We start from the raw sequence: 16,385 nt of genomic DNA on the forward strand, positions 1-16,385 counted from the left end.
CCGGACCGCATGCCGGCCTCCTCTTCCGGCATGTCGACGCGAAGCATCGTCGCGTCCCTTTCAAAAGTTCCTCTGCCATAAGGCCAAGTCCCCGCTGCGGTGGACGCGATTGCCAAACGCGCGCTCCCGTGGTTAGGGTGGGTTGGGATGGAAAATGTCCCGATCCCAAGCGATCGCATCGGCTTTCCGTGCTGCGGCCGTGACGGGCCGGGAACTTTGAGAATTCAAGAGGGATTGACGCATGACGACACCGAACGCCCCGATGCCGACGGGTCAAGGCTTCCACATGCCCGGTGAATGGGCGCGCCACAGCGGTTGCTGGATGGCGTGGCCGTGCCGGCCGGAAACCTGGCCGGAGGGTGCTTTCGACGCCGCATGCGACGCCTATGCCGAGGTCGCGCAAGCCATCGCCCGTTTCGAACCGGTGACGATGGTGTGCGACCCGGCCGACGTGGCCGAGGCCTCGCTGGCCTGCGGCCCCGGCATCCAGATATTGCCGCTGCCGATCAGCGATTCCTGGATCCGCGACACCGGCCCCAGCTTCGTCGTCGACGGCAAGGGCGGGCTGGCCGGGGTCCATTGGGGCTTCAACGCCTGGGGTGGCAATTATGACGGCTGCGAGAAGGATCAACAGGTCGGCCGCCTGATCCTCGACCATCTGAAGCTTCCCCGCTTCGCCGCTCCCCTGGTGATGGAGGGCGGATCCTTCCATGTCGACGGGGAAGGGACGCTGATCACCACCGAACAATGCCTGCTGAACCCCAACCGAAATCCCGGCCTGACGCGGGAGGAGATCGAGCGGACCCTGAAAGACCATCTCGGGGTCGAGACGGTGATCTGGCTGGGGCAGGGCTATCAGGACGATGAAACCGACGGCCATATCGACGAGATCGCGCTGTTCGTGCGTCCCGGCGTGGTGATGGCGATCACCACCGACGATCCGGGCGATCCCAATTTCAAGATCTTCCAGGACAATCTCGACCGGCTGAAGCGCGCCCGCGATGCGAAGGGCCGCGAGTTGGAGGTCATTCCGGTCCAGCAGCCCGCCCGCCGCGACCTGAACGGGGTGCGCCTGACCCTGTCCTACACCAATCTCTACATCGCCAACGGTGGCATCGTGATGCCGGCCTTCGAGGATCCGGCCGACGACGAGGCCTTCCGCGTGGTGCGCAAGGCCTTCCCCGACCGCGAGGTCGTGCAGATCGCCGCGCTGGACATCGTGCGCGGCGGCGGCGGCATCCACTGCATCACCCAGCAGCAGCCGCTTCCCTGACCGGCATCGGTCCCGACGCCTTCGGACCGGGTGGGTCCGGGGCGGGCGATTCCGGAGGGTCAGGGTTTGATCTGACGCAATGCCGCAACGCGGCAAAGGGGACTATGCTGAGGGCTGGTGGTCGATCTGGTTGACGTATTGTCCTCCACCCCGATGGCGCCGCTCCCGGTCGAGACATCCCCAGAGGACTTATCCCCCCGAGGAAAATCCCTCGCGGGAAATCCCCTGAGAAAAATCCAAGGGAGCATCCCGGCGCCCCTTCCCCCGCTTGCCGGGGGAAGGTCGGGTGGGGGAGGATTTGCCTGACGATGCCGTGACTGCGGCCATCCTGCACGGTTCCCATTCCGCCCGCCCGGCTGGAGTGACCATGTCCGCACAGTCATCCGCCCCGATACGATCATCCGCCCCGCCGCCGCCCGCCGATCCACCCCCCGGATCCGGTCATGTGATCGCCGCCCGCGGGTCGGTCATCGACATCCGCTTTCCCGAAGCGGCCCTGCCGCCGCTGTTCGACGCGGTGGAAATCCTGTGGGACGGCCCGGAACGGCTGGTGGCGGAGGTGCAGGCGCATCTCGACGCCGGAACGGCCCGCGCCATCGCCATGCAGGGCACCTCCGGCTTGCGGCGCGGCACGCCGGTCCGCTCCACCGGCGGCCCGCTGACCGCTCCGGTCGGCGACGCCGTTCTGGGCCGGCTGATCGACGTCATGGGATCGGCGCGGGATGATGGGCCCGAACTGCCGGACGGGACGCCGCGGGCGCCGATCCACCGCGCCCCGCCGCCGCTGGCCCGGCGCAGCCCGCGCCGCGATCCGATGGAAACCGGCATCAAGGTGATCGATCTTCTGGCCCCGCTGGCCCGCGGTGGCAAGGCCGCCATGTTCGGCGGCGCCGGTGTCGGCAAGACCGTGCTGGTGATGGAACTGATCCGCAAGATGGTGGAGCGCCACAGCGGCATCTCCGTCTTCGCCGGCATCGGCGAGCGCTCCCGCGAGGGGCAGGAGCTGTGGGAGGAGATGAAGCGGTCGGGCGTGCTCGACCGCACCGCGCTGGTCTTCGGCCAGATGAACGAGCCGCCGGGCGCGCGCTGGCGCGTCGGGCTGACCGCGCTGACCATCGCCGAGCATTTCCGCGACGAGGCGCGGCGCGACGTGCTGCTGCTGATGGACAATGTCTTCCGCTTCGTCCAGGCCGGCGCCGAGGTGTCCGGGCTGCTCGGCCGGCTGCCGTCGCGCGTCGGCTACCAGCCCACGCTGGCCAGCGAGATCGCCGAGCTTGAGGAGCGGGTGGCCTCGACCGCCGGGGCGGTGGTGACGGCGATCCAGGCGGTCTATGTCCCGGCCGACGATTTCACCGATCCGGCGGTCGCCGAGCTGTTCAGCCATCTCGACAGCTCCATCGTGCTGTCGCGCGCCATGGCGGCGGAGGGGCTCTATCCGGCGGTGGACCCGCTGTCCTCCACCTCCAGCCTGCTCGATCCGCTGGTGGTGGGGGAGGCGCATTACCGGCTGGCGGAGGAGGTGCGCGGCACCATCGCCCATTACCGCGAACTTCAGGATGTCATCGCGCTGCTGGGCATGGAGGAGCTGAGCGCCGCCGACCGGCTGGCGGTGGGCCGCGCCCGCCGGCTTCAGCGCTTCCTGACCCAGCCCTTCCTGGTGACCGAGGCCTTTACCGGTCATGGCGGCGTCAGCGTGCCGCTGGACGAAACGCTGAAGGGCTGCCGGGCCATCCTGGACGGCGCGTGCGACGGCTGGGCCGAAGGCGCCTTCTTCATGACCGGCACCCTGGATCAGGCCCGCGAGCGCGACCGCGCCGGGAGGCGGGCATGAGCGCCGAACCGTCAGTTTTCCCCTCTCCCCCTCGGGGAGAGAGGGGATCAAAGCAGGCGAAGGAGCTTTCGCTCGTCATCTCCACCCCGGTTTCGGTCGTCGCCCGGCTCACCGGCATCCGCCATCTGCGGGCGGAGGATGCCAGCGGCGCCTTCGGCATCTGGCCGGGCCATGCCGATCTGCTGACGGCTCTGGCGGTCTCCGTCATCAGCTGGCGCGATGACCAGGGGCGGGACGGGCATTGCGCCGTGCGCGGCGGGGTGCTGACCATCCATGACGGCGCCCGGATCGCGGTGGCGACGCGCGAGGCGGTGACCGGCGAGGATCTGCACGCGCTGGAACGCGACGTGCTGGCCCGCTTCCGCCGCGACCGGGAGGAGGAGGGGGAGGCCCGGTCCGGTGCGCGCCGCATGCATCTGGCGGCGATCCGCCACATCCTGGCCTATCTGCGGCCGGAACGCCGCGCCGGCGGGCCCTTCGGTCCCGGCCGGGACAGCGGGGAGAAGGCGTCATGACCGACGGGCAGGACCCGCTTCCCGGCAGCGTCCGCCGCCATCGCGAGCGGCGGGAGCGCTGGCAACGCGAAGGCGAACGGCCGATGAGCCGCAACTTCGCCCTGATCGGGGCGCTGGGCTGGCTGGTCATCGTGCCGACGCTGGCCGGGCTGTTCGCCGGGCGCTGGCTGGACGAGCGGGCGGGCGGTGGAATCTTCTGGACGGCGGCGCTGCTGTTCGCGGGCGTGGTGCTCGGCGGATGGCTCGCCTGGATACGAATCGAGCAGGAACGTTGACATGATGACCGCCCCCATTCTTCTCCCCATCCTTGCCGGGGCGCTGGCCGGTCTGGCCTTTGGCGCGTTGTTCTTCCGCGGGCTGGCGGCGACGGCGCGGCTCTACGTGGCGGGCGGAGTCCGCCGGGCGATGCCGCTCTATCTGCTGCGTCTGTTCGGCGCCACCGCCGCCTTCACCATGGCCGCGATCTGGGGCGGGGCGGCGGTGCTGCTGGCGATGCTGGCCGGTTTCCAACTGGCCCGCAGCGTCGTGGTCCGCCGCGAACGTCGGGCGCGGGTGGGATGGGGGTGAGCGCGCCATGACCGACTCTCCGCTGACGACTCCGGTGGTTTTCCTGGTGGGACCGGTCCCGGTCACGCTGCCGGTCGTCGTCACCTGGGGGCTGATGGCGGCGATGGCGTTCGGCTCGGCTATCGCCACCCGGCGGCTGCGGGTTGAGCGGCCCGGCCCGGTGCAGACCGTGCTGGAGCTGGTGGTGGAGACGCTGCGCCGGCAGGTCGCCGAGACGATGCAGACCGACGCCACGCCCTTCCTGCCGCTGCTCGGCACGCTGTTCCTCTATCTGGCGGTCGCCAACCTGTCGGGGCTGGTGCCGGGGATGAAGGCGCCGACCGCCTTCCTGGAGACGGCGGCGGCGCTGGCGTTGGTCGTGCTGTTGGCCTCGCAGGCGCTGGGCATCCGCCGGCGCGGCCTGTGGGCCTATCTGAAGGGCTTCGCCCATCCGACACCGCTGCTGCTGCCGTTGAACCTGCTGTCGGAGCTGACCCGCGCCTTCTCGCTGTCGATCCGCCTGTTCGGCAATGTGATGAGCGGGGAATTCGTCATCGCCATCGTGCTGTCGCTGGCCGGGCTGTTCGTCCCGGTGCCGCTGATGGCGCTGGAGGCGCTGCTGGGCCTTGTCCAGGCGTACATCTTCACGGTGCTGGCCGCGGTCTTCATCGGCGGCGCCGTCGGAACAATCGAGAAGGGGTAGGAATCATGGACGTCCATGCCATCAGCATCCTGGGCGCGGCACTGGCGGTGTCGGTCGGCGCCATCGGCCCGGCCCTGGCGGAAGGGCGCGCGGTCGCCGCCGCGATGGAGGCCATCGCCCGCCAGCCGGAAGCCGCCAACACCCTGTCGCGCACCCTGTTCGTCGGTCTGGCGATGATCGAGACCATGGCGATCTATTGTCTGGTCGTCGCCCTGCTCCTGCTGTTCGCCAACCCGTTCGCCTGATCGCGGCAACCCCGAGGTCCGTCATGCGCATCGACGGTTGGACGCTGCTTCTCCAGGCGGTCAATTTCCTGATCCTGGTCTGGCTGTTGCGCCGCTTTCTCTACCGCCCGGTTCTGGCGGTGATCGCCGAGCGTCAGGCCGCGACCGAGCGTGTCCGCAGCGAGGCGGAGGCCGCGCGCAAGGCCGCCGAGGCGGATCGGCGGGGGCTGGAGGCGCAGCGCGCCGCCCTGCCGGCCGAGCGCGACCGGCTGATCGCCGCCGCCCGTGCCGAGGCGGAGGCCGAGGGCGCCGCCCTGCTCGACAAGGCGCGGGCCGAGGCCGGCCAGGCGATGGAGGAGGCCCGCGCCCGGCTGGCGGAGGAGCGGGCGCAGGCGCTGGACGCCTTGCGACGCCACGTGGCCGAGCTTGGCACCCGGCTGGCAGCGCGGCTGTTACGCGCCGCGCCGGCCGCCGCGCTGACCGGTCCGTTGCTTGCGGAGGCCTGCGCGGCGGTGGAGGCATTGGCCGGTCCCCGGCGCGACGCGCTGGTCGACGGAAGCGATCCGGTGCCGGTGCGGCTCACCGTGGCGGGACCGCTACCGGAAGAGGACATGGCGCGGGCGCGCGACCGGCTGGCGGCGGCGCTTGGCTGTCCGGTGGCGCTGGAGCCGGTCGAGGATCCGTCGCTGATCGCCGGGGTGGAGCTGCATTTCGCCCATGCGGTCGTCCGCCGCAGCTGGAAGCAGACGCTGGCCGAGGCGAGGGAGGAGATGAGCCGTGATGAGTCCGAAAAGCAGGATGCTGAAAAGCACGATGCCGGGCCCTCGCTTGAGCAGGCGCTCGCCGCCTGGATGCCGGGCGCCTTGACCCGGCTGGAGGGGCTGGAGGGCGGCGCTCGGCTGGAATCGGTCGGGCGGGTGGAGTCGGTGGGCGACGGCATCGCCCATGTCTCCGGCCTGCCCGATGTCCGGGTCGATGAGCTGCTGCTGTTTCCCGGCGGCGTCGCCGGGCTCGCCATGGATCTCGACGACCGGATCGGCTGCGTCCTGCTCGGCGATGGCGCGGCGGTGGCGGCCGGCGGTATCGTCCATGGTACCGGGACGGTGCTGCGGGTGCCGGTCGGCGACCGGCTGATGGGGCGGGTGATCGACCCGCTCGGCACCCCGCTGGACGACGGCCCGCCGGTGGAGGCCGAGCGCTGGGAGCCGGTGGAGCGCCCGGCCCCGACCATCGCCGAGCGCGCGGCGGTGTCGGAACCGCTGCTGACCGGCACCGCCGTGATCGACGCCATGTTCCCGCTCGGCCGCGGCCAGCGCGAGCTGCTGATCGGCGACCGTGCCACCGGCAAGACCGCCATCGCGCTGGACGCCATCCTCAACCAGGCCGATGGGGATGTTTTCTGCGTCTATGTCGCCATCGGACAGAAGGCGTCGGGTGTGCGCGCGGCGATCGAGGCGGTGCGCCAGGGCGGGGCCGCGGCGCGAACCCTGTTCGTCGTCGCCGCCGCCGATTCCGCTCCCGGCCTGCAATGGCTGGCGCCCTATGCCGGCTTCACCATGGCCGAGCATTTCCGCGACAGCGGCCGGCACGCGCTGGTCATCGTCGATGACCTGACCAAGCATGCGGCGGTCCATCGCCAGCTCTCGCTTCTGCTGCGCCGTCCACCGGGGCGGGAGGCCTATCCCGGCGATGTCTTCTATCTGCACAGCCGGTTGCTGGAACGCGCGGCCAAGCTCGGCCCCGCCAGGGGCGGCGGGTCGCTGACCGCCCTGCCGATCGCCGAGACCCAGGGCGGCAACCTGTCGGCCTATATCCCGACCAACCTGATCTCGATCACCGACGGGCAGGTCTGCCTGGACGCCAAGCTGTTCCACGAGGGGCGGAAGCCGGCGGTCGATATCGGCCGCAGCGTGTCGCGCGTCGGCGGCAAGGCCCAGCCGCCGGCGCTGCGGGCCCTGGCCGAACCGTTGCGGCTCGATTACGCCCAGTTCCTGGAGCTGGAGGTGTTCACCCGCTTCGGCGGGCTGGTGGACGAGCGGACGCGCAAGGCGGTGGCGCATGGCCAGCGCATGCGGGCGCTGCTGGCCCAACGGCATCTGGCGCCCCGCCCGCTGGCGGTCCAGGCGGCGCAACTGCTGGCGCTGGCCGACGGCGCGCTGGACGCTTTGCCGCTGGAGGCGATTCCACGCTTCCAGGCGGCTTTGGGCGCGTTGAGCGCGGCCCATCCGCCCCGGATCGCCGAGGCCCTGGACGATGCCACCAAGACGGCGTTGCGCGACCTGATCGCCCAGGCGGCGGCCGGCCTCGGCGGGGAGGCGCCATGACGGAGCGGCTGACCGAGGTCGAGGCGCGGCGGGCCAGCGTGCGGGATCTGGGGGCGGTGACCGACGTGATGCGCTCGCTCGCCGCCATGCGGTTGCAGCAGGCCTTGGGCACGCTGGCCGGCACCCGCGCCTATGCCGGGGTGATCGCCGGGGCGCTGGCCCAGGCGGTGGATTTGCTGGACGGTGCGGCAAGCCGTGATGCGCCGGTGCCGTGGCCCGTCAACGGCCATGGTCGGTGCGCCTGGGTGCTGTTCGCGCCGGAGCATGGCTTCGTCGGCGGCTTCGCCGAGCGGCTGGCCGAGGCCGCCCTGGCCGCGCCGCCGGACTGCGCGCTGTGGGTGGTGGGGCGGCGCGGCGCCGCCCTGCTGGAGGAGCGCGGCAGGGCGCCGGTCTGGTCGACGGCGATGGCGACCAACACCGATGCCGTCACCGTCACCGCGCGGCGCATCGCCGGGGCGCTCTATGAGGCCGCCGCGGCCGGGCGGCTGGGGCGGGTGGAGTTGCTGTATGGCCGGACCAACGCCGGTGCGCCGCCGGAGCTGACGCGCCGCCTTCTGCTGCCGCTTGATCTGCCACAGGATCGTTTCGGCGACGGCAGGCGGCCGGTGCCGCCGTTGGTCAACATGCCGGCGCGCGACCTGATCGTCCGGCTGGTGGACGAATATGTCTTCGCCCTGCTGGCCGACGCCGCGATGGAGAGCTTCGCGGCGGAGAATGCCGCCCGGCTGTCCACCATGATGACGGCCCGCCACAACATCGAAACCACGCTGGACGAGCTGACCGCGACCGCCCGCCATCTGCGCCAGGAACAGGTCACGACGGAGCTGCTCGAACTGGTGTCCGGCGCCGAGGCGATGGGGTGAGTTTCGCGGGAGGTCCCGGCCATCCCTTCTCCCGGAGGAGACGGGATGGCCGGGGGACAAGAACCGGCGTCAGCCGGCGATTTCGAACTTGATGCCCTGGGCCAGCGGCAGCGCGGAGGAATAGTTCACCGTCGCGGTCTGGCGGCGCATATAGGCCTTCCAGGCGTCGGAGCCGGATTCGCGGCCGCCGCCGGTCTCCTTCTCGCCGCCGAAGGCGCCGCCGATCTCGGCGCCGCTGGGGCCGATATTGACGTTGGCGATGCCGCAATCGGACCCGGCGGCCGACAGGAAGCGCTCCGTCTCGCGGACGTCGGTTGAGAAGATGCAGGAGGACAGGCCCTGCGGCACCGCGTTCTGAAGCGCGATGGCCTCGTCCAGCGTGTCGTAGGTCAGGACATAGAGGATCGGCGCGAAGGTCTCGTGCCGGACCACCTCGGTCTGGGCCGGCATCTCGACGATGGCCGGGGTGACGTAATAGGCGTTGGGGAAGCGGTCGGTCAGCGTGCGCTCGCCGCCGGTGACGGTGCCGCCCTCGGCCTTCGCGGCCTCGATGGCGCGCCGCATCGCCTTGAAGGCGTCGGCATCGACCAGCGGACCCATCAGCACGCCGGACTCCAGCGGGCTGCCGATCGGAACGGAGGCGTAGGCCGCCTTCAGGCGCGGCAGCAGCTGGTCCTTGACCGAGCGGTGGACGATCAGCCGGCGCAGCGTGGTGCAGCGCTGGCCGCAGGTGCCGACGGCGGAGAACAGGATGGCGCGCAGCGCCATGTCGAGATCGGCGGACGGCGCCACGATCATGGCGTTGTTGCCGCCCAGCTCCAGGATCGAGCGGCCGAAGCGCTCCGCCACCATTTTGGAGACCTCGCGGCCCATGCGGGTGGAGCCGGTGGCCGAGACGATCGGGAAGCCGGGATGGGCGACCAGCGCCTCGCCGATCTCACGCCCGCCCTGGGCCAGCTGGGACAGGTTGGCCGGCGCGTCGCAGAAGCGGGCGGCGGCGCGCTCGAAGATCACCTGGCAGGCGGCCGCGGTCAGCGGGGTCTTTTCCGACGGTTTCCAGACCACCGGATCGCCGCAGACCAGGGCCAGCGCCGCGTTCCACGACCACACCGCCACCGGGAAGTTGAAGGCGGAGATGACGAGGCAGGGGCCGGCCGGGTGCCAGGTCTCGCGCATGGAATGGCCCGGACGCTCCGACGCGATGGTCAGGCCGTAGAGCTGGCGCGACAGGCCGACGGCGAAGTCGCAGATGTCGATCATCTCCTGAACCTCGCCCAGGCCCTCCTGGTAGATCTTGCCGGCTTCCAGCGAGACCAGACGGCCGAGATCCTCCTTGGCGGCGCGCAGCTCCTCGCCCAGCAGGCGGACCAGCTCGCCGCGGCGCGGGGCCGGCACGGAACGCCACGCCTCGAAGGCGCGGGCGGCGTTGGCGACGATGTCCGACACCTGCGACGGCGCGGTCTCCGCCACCGTGGCGAGCGTGGCGCCATCCACCGGCGAACGGGCGGTGAGCCCGGCTCCGCTGGAGGTCAGGCCGAAACGGGAGAGGATGTCGCTGTGCTGCACCGGGGTGGCTCCTTGGGTCTGTATAGAATTCCCCCTCTCAGGGGACTTGAGGGGTGGGGGAGTTGAATCACGTCCCCTTTCCCGCCGCGCGGATCTCGGACAGGGTCCGGGTCGGGGTCAGGGCTTCCGGGTCGAGCTTGATGTGGATGATCGCCGGCAGGCCCGACGCGCGGGCGCGCTCGAAGGCCGGGGCGAACTGGTCGGTGGTCTCCACCGTCTCGCCATGGCCGCCATAGGCGCGGGCGAAGGCGGCGAAATCCGGATTTTTCAGCATGGTGGCGGAGACGCGGCCGGGATATTCGCGCTCCTGATGCATGCGGATGGTGCCGTACATGCCGTTGTCGACCACCAGCACGATGACGGCGGCGCCCTCCTGCACGGCGGTGCCGAACTCCAGCCCGGTCATCTGGAAGCAGCCGTCGCCGGCGAAGCACAGCACGTCGCGGGTGCGGTGCTGAAGCTTGGCGGCGATGGCGGCGGGCAGGCCGTAGCCCATCGAGCCGCAGGCCGGCGCCACCTGGGTGCCGAACTGGCGGAAGCGGTGGAACCGGTGAATCCAGGTGGCGTAGTTGCCGGCGCCGTTGGTGAAGATGGCGTCCGGTTCCAGCCGTTCGTCCAGCCAGGCCATGATCGGGCCCATCCGAACCTCGCCGGGACCGGCGTCCGGCGGGGTGCTCCAGGCCAGATAGGCGGCATGCGCCGTCTCGGCGCGGGCGGCCCAGCCGGGCTTGGCCGTCACGGCGAGAGCGGCCATCGCGTCGAGGAAGCCGGCCGGCGTGGCGACCATGCCCAGCGTCGGGCGATAGACGCGGCCGATCTCCTCGGCGCCGGCATGGATGTGGACGACCATCCTGTCCGGATCGGGGATGCCCAGCAGTCCGTAGCCCTGCGACGGCACTTCTGAGAAACGGTCGCCCAGCAGGATCAGCAGGTCGCTGTCCTTGACCAGCGCCGCCAGCTTCGGGTTGATGCCCAGCCCGATGTCGCCGGCATAGAGCGGGTGGCAATGGTCGAACAGCATCTGGCGGCGGAAGGTCACCGCCACCGGCATCGCCAGCCTCTCGGCGAAGCCTTGCAGCGCCGCGACGGAGTCCGCCGTCCAGCGCGAGCCGCCGACGACCAGCAGCGGTCGTTCCGCCTTGCCCAGCAACTCGCCGAAGGCCGCGACCTGGGACGGTGTGGGGGCGCTTTCCACCGGCATGGCGCGCGGGGCGATGCCGGCGTCGGCGATCTCGGTCAGCGTGTCTTCCGGCAGGGCCAGCACCACCGGGCCGGGGCGGCCGGCCATTGCGGTGTGGAAGGCGCGGGAGATCATTTCAGCCACGCGGTCGGCGCTGTCGATCTCGGCGACCCATTTGCACATGCCGCCGAACAGCTTGCCGTAATCGACCTCCTGGAAGGCGTCGCGGCCACGCATACCGCGCTCGATCTGGCCGACCAGCACGACCAGCGGAGTCTCGTCCTGCTGGGCGACATGGATGCCCGAAGCGGCGTTGGTGGCGCCGGGGCCGCGGGTGACGAGGCAGACGCCGGGGCGGCCGGTCAGCTTGGCCTGGGCCTCCGCCATCATCGCCGCACCGCCCTCGTGGCGGCAGACCACCATCTCGATCGGGCTGTCATGCAGGGCGTCCAGCACGGCGAGATAGCTCTCGCCCGGCACGCCGAACACCCGCCGCACGCCCTGCGCCTCCAGCGCTTCGACGATCAATTGACCACCGGTCTTCATCGCGATGCCGCCCCGCCCAGCCTATGGGAATTATTCCGAATCTCCAGGATACCGACGGTGCCGCGCCGCGCGCCAGAGCGCAAACGACTTTCTTTCCACCGGTCATGAGCTTTGGTAATGAAGCGGTCATGGATTTGCAGCGCCGTCTTCTTCCCTCGATGAGCATGCTGACCGCCTTCGAGGCGGCGGCCCGCACCGGCAGCTTCACCGCGGCGGCGGCGGAGCTGTCGCTGACGCAAGGGGCGGTCAGCCGGCAGATCAAGGCGCTGGAGGACCAGATCGGCACCGCGCTGTTCATCCGCAAGGGCCAGCGGGTGACGCTGACCCCGACCGGGGCGCTCTATGCCGATCCGATCCGCGACGCGCTGCGCCAGATCGCGGCGGCCACCGTGCGGACCATCGCCGCACCCAAGGGCGGCGTGCTGAACCTCGCCATCCTGCCGACCTTCGGCACGCGCTGGCTGGTGCCGCGCCTGCCGGCCTTCCAGTCGGCCCACCCCCAGGTGACGATCCACTTCACCACCAAGCTGGCGCCCTTCGATTTCCGCCTGCACGACCTGGACGCGGCGATCCATTACGGTTTCGGCGACTGGCCCGACGCCGTGTGCGATCATCTGCTGGACGAGGAGGTGCTGCCGGTCTGCTCCCCCGCCTTCCTCGCGGCGCATCCGGTGGCGGAGCCGGCCGACCTGCTGTCGCTGCCGCTGCTGCACACCAGCACGCGGGCCGACGCCTGGAACGAATGGCTGGCCGCCCAGGGGCTGGCCCCGCGGCCCGGCGCCGGCATGGTGTTCGAACAGTTCGCCACCACCGCCCAGGCGGCGGAGGCCGGCCTTGGCGTCGCCCTGCTGCCGACCCTGCTGGTCCGCGGCGAGCTGGCCGACGGCGCCCTGGTCCCGGCGATGGACCGGCCCCACCGCAGCGCGCGGGCCTATCATCTCGTCCATCCGCGCGGCAAGGCCAACCACCCGCCCTTCGCCGCCTTCCGCCAATGGCTTCTGGCGGAGGCGCGGGGAGGCTGACCTGTCTCAGACCGCCGCCAGTTCCCCGATCCCCTCGCCGTCGCGCCGCACCGCCAGCCGGCGCTCGTGGAAGGCGGCGAGGCTGGGGCGGTGGCCGACGCTGATCAGCGTGGTGCCGGGCAGCCGCTGGCGCAGCAGGCCGTAGAGCCGTTCCTCCGTCTCCGGGTCGCAGGCCGACGTCGCCTCGTCCAGATAGAGCCAGCCCGGCTTGTGCAGCAGGGCGCGGGCGATGGCGACGCGCTGCTGCTCGCCGCCGGACAGGCGTTGCGACCAGTGATCCTCCTCGGCCAGCCGGTCGGCGAAGCCGGCCATGCCGACGGCGTCCAGCACCTCGCGCACCGCATCCGCCTCGAAGGCGTCCGGGGCGGCGGGGTAGGTGACGGCGGCGCGCAGGGTCCCGATCGGCAGGTAGGGCTTCTGCGGCAGCATCATGCCGCCATTGGCGGCGGCCGTGCCGCCGGCGGGCAGGGCGATCCGGCCCCGGCCGAAGGGCCAGATGCCGGCGATCGCGCGCAGGATCGTGCTCTTGCCCGATCCCGACGGGCCGGTGATCAGCAGCGTCTCGCCCGGCCGAACCGTCAGGTCGGCGCGGACCAGCGGCGTGCCGCCCTTCGGCAGGGTCAGGATCAGCCCGTCCAGCGTCAGGGCGCCGTCGGCCGCCGCCGCGCGTTCCACCCCGGCATGATCGCGGCTGGCGGCGCGCACCGTCTCCACCGCATGGCGGAAGCCGGTCAGACGGCTGGTGGTGGCGTGCCAGTCGGCGAGGCTTACATAGGCGTCGATGAACCAGGACAACGCCCCCTGCACCTGCCCGAAGGCCTGGGAGGTCTGCATCAGCGAGCCCAGCGGCAGGGAGCCGTTGAAATAGCGCGGGGCGGCGACCACCAGCGGGAAGATGACGGCGACCTGACCATAGGCCGAGGTGAACCAGACCAGCCGCTTCTGCGTGCGCATCAGCGCCCACCAGTTGGCGACCACGCGGGCGAAACGGTCGTTGAAGCCGCGCGCCTCCTGCGCCTCGCCCTGTTGCAGGGCGATGCTCTCGGCATTCTCGCGCAGGCGGACCATCGAGAAGCGGAAATCGGCCTCGTAACGCTGCTGGTCGAAGCTGAGGCGGGCCAGCGGCTTGCCGATCTTGTGGGTGATCCAGGTGCCGGCGACGGCATAGACCAGCGCCACCCAGACCATGTAGCCGGGCAGGTCGATGCCCAGCCACGGGATGGTGACCGATCCCGACAGGCTCCACAGGATGGCGAGGAAGGAGACCAGCGAGACCAGATTGGTCAGGAAGCCCAGCGACAGGCTCAGCGTCAGTTGCACGAAGCTTCGCAGATCCTCGGCGATGCGCTGGTCGGGGTTGTCGGTGCCGGTGTCGGCGAATTGCAGGCGGTAATAGGTCTGGCTCTCCAGCCAGTCGCCGAGATAGCGCTCGGTCAGCCAGCGTCGCCAGCGGATTTGCAGCATCTGGTTCAGGTAGAGGCGATAGACCGCCACCGCGATGAAGACCAGCGCCAGCCCGCCGAACACCAGAAGCGCATGGAGGAAGGCGCCCTGGTCCTTCTCCTGCAACGCGTTGAAGATGTCGGCGTTGATCTGGGTGAACCAGACCTCCATGAACACGGCGCCGAGATTGAGGGCGACGATCGCCGCCAGCAGGCCGCGCGCCGCCCATTTCTCTTCGGAGGACCAGTAGGGGCGGGTCAGGCGCCAGACGTCGGCCAGGAAATGCCGCGCCGCGGACAGGCGCGCGGTGAGGCCGGGAGAGGAATCGGAACTTGCGGGCATTGGTCGGGCACTCGCAGGCGGTCGGAGATCGTCTTGCCGATTACCACCCTTTGCCCCGCCCGCGCTATGAAATCGCTGTCACTTGCCGCGGACCATGTCCCAACCGGCCGCCGCCGCCCCGGCGGTCTCGCCGTCAGCGCCGCTGCCCGGCCGAGTTGCGGCAGTCGCCCAGGATGTTGCCGACGGTCACCCGTTCCCGCTCGTCCATGGCGAGATCCCAGCGCGCCTTCACCAGGATCCAGTCGGCGACATAGAGGCAGACGCCGTCGCGTTTGGGCGGCAGCCAGTCTTCCGGCCCCTTGGAGCCCTTGGCGCGGTTCGCCTCGCGGCTGGAGACCAGCAGGGTCAGCGGGTCGCTGGTGTCGTTGGCGTAGGCGGCGCGTTTCTCCCGGCTCCAGCCATGGCCGCCGCTGGCATAGGCCTCCTCCAGCGGCACCCGGTGGTCGATGTCGACCATCTGGGGGTCGGTGAAGCGCTCGCCGGTGTAGGGGTCGGTCCAGTCGCCCGACTTCACGGCGCAGCCCTTGGCATCGAGCGTCGCCGGACGGCGGGAGTCGCGGATCAGCACCTTTTCGCGGGCGTTCAGACAGCCGCCGTCGAGCGCCAGCCAGTGCGGCCACTCCTCGCGCTCATAGCCGCGGCGCTTTTCGGGTTCCACCCGGATGCCGTCCAGCTGGCGGGCCACTTCGGAGAAATCGATCCCGTCGGCCGGGCGGGCGATGACCGGCGGCGGCGGCTCGGCCGCCTCCTGGCGGCGTGGCTGGCGTTGGCGGTGGGTCTCCCCGCCCAGCAGGCGGTCGAGCGTGCCGGGCGGTATGATGTGGACCCGCTCCGCCACGGCGGCGGCGGCGAGCAGTGCCAGGACGATGAACAGGCCCCGCAGGGTCAGGGATCGGCGGCGGGCCATGTCAACCCGCCCAAGACCGGTCCCCGCTCCACAGGGGAGAAGTGGATGGGGGAGAAGGAGAAATCGTCACTCCAGCCATGTTCCGCCCGCCGTTTCGATCCGCCGCCGTCATACACCGGCGGCGGACCCGACCTCAAGGCATGCGGCCGGTCAGGGTGGCGCTCAGCCCTTCGAGCAGGCCGATCTGGCACATGGTGTCGAAGGTGGCGCGCATCAGCGACGGGTCGCCGATCGATACGCGGATGTCGCCGGCGCGCGGCTCCGTGTGGCGGCGGCGGACCTTGCTGCCGCACAGCTCCTGCAGGACCTCCAGCAGCATCACCAGCGAGGTGGCCCGGCCGGTGCAGAGATTGAAGAGCTGCGCGCCGGCGAAACGCCGTTCCATCGCCAGCGCCAGGATGCGCACCACGTCGCCGACGAAGACGAAATCACGCACCTGTTGGCCGTCACCATGGATCTCCACATCCTCGCCACGGGCGACCCGGCGGGCGAAGATGGAGATCACGCCGGAATAGGGCGACATCGGATCCTGGCGCGGTCCGTAGACGTTGAAGAAGCGGAAGCCCACCGTCGGCACCCCCTGGATCGCCCAGGCGACGCGGCCATGCATCTCGCAGCCCAGCTTGTCGACGCCGTAGGCGGACAGCGGACGCGGCGGTTCGTCCTCCCTCAGCGGGGTATTGGTGTTGTCGCCGTAGATCGCGGCGGACGAGGCATAGACCACCGGGACCGGATGGCCGCCCTTGGCGTTACGCGCCGCCTCGAACACGGTGACGGTGCCCAGCAGATTGGTGCGGTGGGTCTCCGCCCACAATTCCCGCGATTTCTGCACCGAGGCCACGGCGGCGAGGTGGAAGACGCCGTCCACGCCCTCGCCGGCGTCGCCCGCCATCGCCTCGCGCACCGCGGCGGGATCGGCGACGTCGCCCACCACCAGCTTCGCGCCATGCGGCTTGTTTTGCAGGCTGCCGCTCGACAGGTTGTCGAGAATCGTCACCCGATGCCCGTCGGCCAGCAGCCGGTCGGCCAGATGCGAACCGATGAAGCCGCATCCGCCGGTGATGAGGTAGTGTGCCATGGTCCGTTCGAGCCCTTCCTTG

Annotated in this window: 15 protein-coding genes; 10 read left to right on the top strand and 5 right to left on the bottom strand. The window is 70.7% G+C overall.

What is annotated here, in order from left to right; all coding sequences use genetic code 11:
* The first annotated feature begins 241 nt into the window (after positions 1 to 241).
* From AZL_RS24950 to AZL_RS24990, 9 genes are all read left to right on the top strand, one after another.
* Positions 242 to 1,273, top strand: a complete 1,032-nt coding sequence (locus tag AZL_RS24950) for an agmatine deiminase family protein (RefSeq protein WP_012977197.1) — start codon at positions 242 to 244, stop codon at positions 1,271 to 1,273.
* Between the two features lie 367 nt (positions 1,274 to 1,640).
* A complete protein-coding gene (gene atpD, locus AZL_RS24955; protein ID WP_012977198.1) occupies positions 1,641 to 3,104 on the top strand; it encodes a F0F1 ATP synthase subunit beta in 1,464 nt (487 codons plus the stop codon).
* A complete protein-coding gene (locus tag AZL_RS24960) occupies positions 3,101 to 3,619 on the top strand; it encodes a F0F1 ATP synthase subunit epsilon (RefSeq protein ID WP_012977199.1) in 519 nt (172 codons plus the stop codon). The genes atpD and AZL_RS24960 overlap by 4 nt, the downstream gene beginning before the upstream one ends.
* Positions 3,616 to 3,894, top strand: coding sequence for an AtpZ/AtpI family protein (locus AZL_RS24965; RefSeq protein WP_012977200.1), 279 nt, complete (start codon positions 3,616 to 3,618; stop codon positions 3,892 to 3,894). Before AZL_RS24960 ends, AZL_RS24965 begins: the two co-directional genes overlap by 4 nt.
* 1 nt (position 3,895) lies before the next feature.
* Complete coding sequence (locus AZL_RS24970; RefSeq protein WP_247894483.1) at positions 3,896 to 4,186, top strand: ATP synthase subunit I; 291 nt, start codon at positions 3,896 to 3,898, stop codon at positions 4,184 to 4,186.
* A 7-nt stretch (positions 4,187 to 4,193) separates the two neighbouring features.
* Positions 4,194 to 4,868, top strand: coding sequence for a F0F1 ATP synthase subunit A (locus AZL_RS24975; protein WP_012977202.1), 675 nt, complete (start codon positions 4,194 to 4,196; stop codon positions 4,866 to 4,868).
* A gap of 5 nt (positions 4,869 to 4,873) precedes the next feature.
* Entirely contained in the window at positions 4,874 to 5,113 is a 240-nt protein-coding gene (locus AZL_RS24980; protein WP_012977203.1) for a F0F1 ATP synthase subunit C, read from the top strand.
* A gap of 23 nt (positions 5,114 to 5,136) precedes the next feature.
* On the top strand, positions 5,137 to 7,416 hold the full coding sequence (locus AZL_RS37705; RefSeq protein WP_012977204.1) for a F0F1 ATP synthase subunit alpha: 2,280 nt from the start codon (positions 5,137 to 5,139) through the stop codon (positions 7,414 to 7,416).
* A complete protein-coding gene (locus tag AZL_RS24990) occupies positions 7,413 to 8,279 on the top strand; it encodes a F0F1 ATP synthase subunit gamma (RefSeq protein ID WP_012977205.1) in 867 nt (288 codons plus the stop codon). Before AZL_RS37705 ends, AZL_RS24990 begins: the two co-directional genes overlap by 4 nt.
* Positions 8,280 to 8,348: 69 nt before the next feature.
* Here the strand turns inward: AZL_RS24990 and AZL_RS24995 are convergent, their stop codons facing one another.
* Together AZL_RS24995 and AZL_RS25000 are read right to left on the bottom strand one after the other, a co-directional pair.
* Entirely contained in the window at positions 8,349 to 9,845 is a 1,497-nt protein-coding gene (locus tag AZL_RS24995; protein WP_012977206.1) for an L-piperidine-6-carboxylate dehydrogenase, read from the bottom strand.
* A gap of 67 nt (positions 9,846 to 9,912) precedes the next feature.
* Complete coding sequence (locus AZL_RS25000) at positions 9,913 to 11,571, bottom strand: thiamine pyrophosphate-binding protein (protein WP_012977207.1); 1,659 nt, start codon at positions 11,569 to 11,571, stop codon at positions 9,913 to 9,915.
* Positions 11,572 to 11,699: 128 nt separating this feature from the next.
* Between AZL_RS25000 and gcvA the strand changes: the two genes are divergently transcribed.
* The gene (gene gcvA, locus AZL_RS25005; protein ID WP_012977208.1) at positions 11,700 to 12,593 is read left to right on the top strand and encodes a transcriptional regulator GcvA; all 894 of its coding nucleotides are present in this window, start codon (positions 11,700 to 11,702) and stop codon (positions 12,591 to 12,593) included.
* A gap of 6 nt (positions 12,594 to 12,599) precedes the next feature.
* Here the strand turns inward: gcvA and AZL_RS25010 are convergent, their stop codons facing one another.
* The 3 genes from AZL_RS25010 to AZL_RS25020 all read right to left on the bottom strand — a co-directional run bounded on the left by AZL_RS25010 (position 12,600) and on the right by AZL_RS25020 (position 16,363).
* Positions 12,600 to 14,378 (bottom strand): ABC transporter ATP-binding protein/permease, encoded by a 1,779-nt coding sequence (locus AZL_RS25010; RefSeq protein WP_012977209.1) that lies wholly within the window; start codon positions 14,376 to 14,378, stop codon positions 12,600 to 12,602.
* Between the two features lie 133 nt (positions 14,379 to 14,511).
* Positions 14,512 to 15,285, bottom strand: a complete 774-nt coding sequence (locus tag AZL_RS25015) for an HNH endonuclease family protein (protein ID WP_012977210.1) — start codon at positions 15,283 to 15,285, stop codon at positions 14,512 to 14,514.
* A gap of 133 nt (positions 15,286 to 15,418) precedes the next feature.
* Positions 15,419 to 16,363 carry an SDR family NAD(P)-dependent oxidoreductase gene (locus AZL_RS25020; RefSeq protein ID WP_012977211.1) on the bottom strand — a complete coding sequence of 315 codons (945 nt, stop codon included), beginning with the start codon at positions 16,361 to 16,363 and terminating at the stop codon, positions 15,419 to 15,421.
* Between the last annotated feature and the right edge of the window lie 22 nt (positions 16,364 to 16,385).

The sequence above is a fragment of the Azospirillum sp. B510 genome (genome assembly GCF_000010725.1).
GTDB classification, from domain to species: domain Bacteria; phylum Pseudomonadota; class Alphaproteobacteria; order Azospirillales; family Azospirillaceae; genus Azospirillum; species Azospirillum lipoferum_B.

Bases quoted from the DNA above. Each gene is read 5' to 3' on its own strand.
- AZL_RS24950 (WP_012977197.1), top strand. From the start codon at position 242: ATGACGACACCGAACGCCCCGATGCCGACGGGTCAAGGCTTCCACATG.
- atpD (WP_012977198.1), top strand. From the start codon at position 1,641: ATGTCCGCACAGTCATCCGCCCCGATACGATCATCCGCCCCGCCGCCG.
- AZL_RS24960 (WP_012977199.1), top strand. From the start codon at position 3,101: ATGAGCGCCGAACCGTCAGTTTTCCCCTCTCCCCCTCGGGGAGAGAGG.
- AZL_RS24965 (WP_012977200.1), top strand. From the start codon at position 3,616: ATGACCGACGGGCAGGACCCGCTTCCCGGCAGCGTCCGCCGCCATCGC.
- AZL_RS24970 (WP_247894483.1), top strand. From the start codon at position 3,896: ATGATGACCGCCCCCATTCTTCTCCCCATCCTTGCCGGGGCGCTGGCC.
- AZL_RS24975 (WP_012977202.1), top strand. From the start codon at position 4,194: ATGACCGACTCTCCGCTGACGACTCCGGTGGTTTTCCTGGTGGGACCG.
- AZL_RS24980 (WP_012977203.1), top strand. From the start codon at position 4,874: ATGGACGTCCATGCCATCAGCATCCTGGGCGCGGCACTGGCGGTGTCG.
- AZL_RS37705 (WP_012977204.1), top strand. From the start codon at position 5,137: ATGCGCATCGACGGTTGGACGCTGCTTCTCCAGGCGGTCAATTTCCTG.
- AZL_RS24990 (WP_012977205.1), top strand. From the start codon at position 7,413: ATGACGGAGCGGCTGACCGAGGTCGAGGCGCGGCGGGCCAGCGTGCGG.
- AZL_RS25000 (WP_012977207.1), bottom strand. From the start codon at position 11,571: ATGAAGACCGGTGGTCAATTGATCGTCGAAGCGCTGGAGGCGCAGGGC.
- gcvA (WP_012977208.1), top strand. From the start codon at position 11,700: ATGGATTTGCAGCGCCGTCTTCTTCCCTCGATGAGCATGCTGACCGCC.
- AZL_RS25010 (WP_012977209.1), bottom strand. From the start codon at position 14,378: ATGCCCGCAAGTTCCGATTCCTCTCCCGGCCTCACCGCGCGCCTGTCC.
- AZL_RS25015 (WP_012977210.1), bottom strand. From the start codon at position 15,285: ATGGCCCGCCGCCGATCCCTGACCCTGCGGGGCCTGTTCATCGTCCTG.
- AZL_RS25020 (WP_012977211.1), bottom strand. From the start codon at position 16,363: ATGGCACACTACCTCATCACCGGCGGATGCGGCTTCATCGGTTCGCAT.